The 1,661-nt window shown below is 60.7% G+C and carries 2 pseudogenes; one reads left to right on the top strand and one right to left on the bottom strand.

What is annotated here, in order from left to right:
- A pseudogene (locus SM766_RS20845) lies at positions 1–399 on the bottom strand (IS5 family transposase); the annotation flags it as partial.
- Between the two features lie 341 nt (positions 400–740).
- On the opposite strand from SM766_RS20845, the pseudogene SM766_RS20840 reads away from it, so the two are divergent.
- Positions 741–1,546 (top strand): annotated as a pseudogene (locus SM766_RS20840) (IS3 family transposase); the annotation flags it as partial.
- Between the last annotated feature and the right edge of the window lie 115 nt (positions 1,547–1,661).

The following is a 1,661-nucleotide window of genomic DNA, read 5'->3' as shown; positions in this document are numbered from 1 at the left end:
GAAGCGGTTGATGAGTGCGACGCGGATGTGGATTTCAGCGGTTTGGCTATCTGGGTCTCTCGCGGCGATGCGCTCGCCGAAAGCCTTGAGGCAGCGCATCCTGGCTTCTACACGGCTGCGGATGTGGTATCCCGTCCATCGTTTCCAGAACGCCCGGCCGTAGTGACGTGTGGCGCGCAGGGTTTCGTTGCGGGCCCGGGCGGCTGGGCAATCCTCCTTCCACGCTCGGCCATTCTTGCGGATCGGGATGATAGCCGTGCCACCGCGTGCCATGATGGCACTGTGGCAGCGGCGGGTGCCGTAGGCGCCATCTGCGGTCACGGTGTCGATGTCTTCGTCGTCCGGGAGCTGGTTCAGAAGTTCTGGCAGGACGGGACTGTCGCCTTCCCGGCTGGAGGTGTCGCGTTTCCCTTAAATCTGAGACGAGACGCTTTCGGCATTGAGTTTTGCCTTTAATTGCGAGATTCGGCTGTCATGGGGCCTTTGCTTCTCGCGTGCCTTTGCGCGATGTGATCGACCGCGGCTAGCAATCGATGCTCCTTCTCGAAGGCGCGCAAGAGAGCAACCTTGGCAAAGTCGTCTATGGCGGAGCTGACGATGGCTGGACTTGCCCTGATTTAGTGGAGAGCGTTTAGCTCACTTTCCGGGCCTTTCTCTCGAATGCGATGGGGCTTGACCTGCCCCCCGCAAAATCCCTCACCATGAAGTAGAGTCTGCCCAACCTATGTAGGAGCAGACGAATGCGTAAGAGCCGTTTCACCGAGGCGCAAATCATCGGGATGATCAAAGAGCAGGAAGCCGGGATGCCGACAGCGGAGGTGTGCCGTCGGCACGGCCTGAGCCCGGCGACCTTTTACAAGCTGAAGTCCAAGTATGGCGGCATGGAGGTATCGGAGGCTGCGCGGCTGAAGGCGCTGGAAGATGAGAATGCCAAGCTGAAGCGGCTGCTGGCAGACACGATGCTCGACAACGTGGTTTTGAAAGACCTGCTGGGAAAAAGCTGACGACACCGAAGGAGCGGCGAGAGGCAGCGCTCAATGCAATGCGGGATCATGACATCTCGTAGCGCAGGGCCTGCCGGCTTGTCGGTGTCGACCCCAAGACGGTCCGGCGCGAACGCCCGCCCGACCATCCTGAGATCCGCCAGGAGATGAAGGAGATCGCTGGCAAACGCCGCCGGTTCGGCTACCGGCGGATCGGCGTGCTGCTTGAGCGAAAAGGCATGATCATGAACCACAAAAAGCTTTACCGCCTCTACCGGGAGGAGGGCCTTGCAGTGAAACGGCGGCGGGGCCGCAAACGCGCCCGAGGCTCGAGAACGCCGATGCCCGAAGCCACACAGCCCAACCAGCGCTGGTCCCTGGATTTCCTGGCAGACAGCTTCGGCGCGTCGCGGAAGTTTCGCATCCTGGCCGTGAATGACGACTGCTGCCGGGAAAACCTGTGCCTGGCGGCAGACACCAGCATTTCAGGTGAGCGCGTTGCCCGGGAGTTGGACGCGCTCGTCCGGATCTACGGAAAACCTGCTTGCATTGTCAGTGATAACGTCCTACGTCGGGAAAATCTGGCTGCTTAGGTCAGCAGATCATGGGGCATCCGGCGAACCGGATGCCCTGTCAGATTTGCCCAGACGGGCTCTGCCGTCAAGAATAGGTCTCTCC

Origin of the sequence: Pseudophaeobacter sp. A-200-2 (genome assembly GCF_041008815.1) — a bacterium.
GTDB classification, from domain to species: Bacteria; Pseudomonadota; Alphaproteobacteria; order Rhodobacterales; family Rhodobacteraceae; genus Phycobacter; species Phycobacter gallaeciensis_A.
Note: the sequence above shows the minus strand (reverse complement) of the source record. Positions and strands in the feature narration are given on the sequence as shown.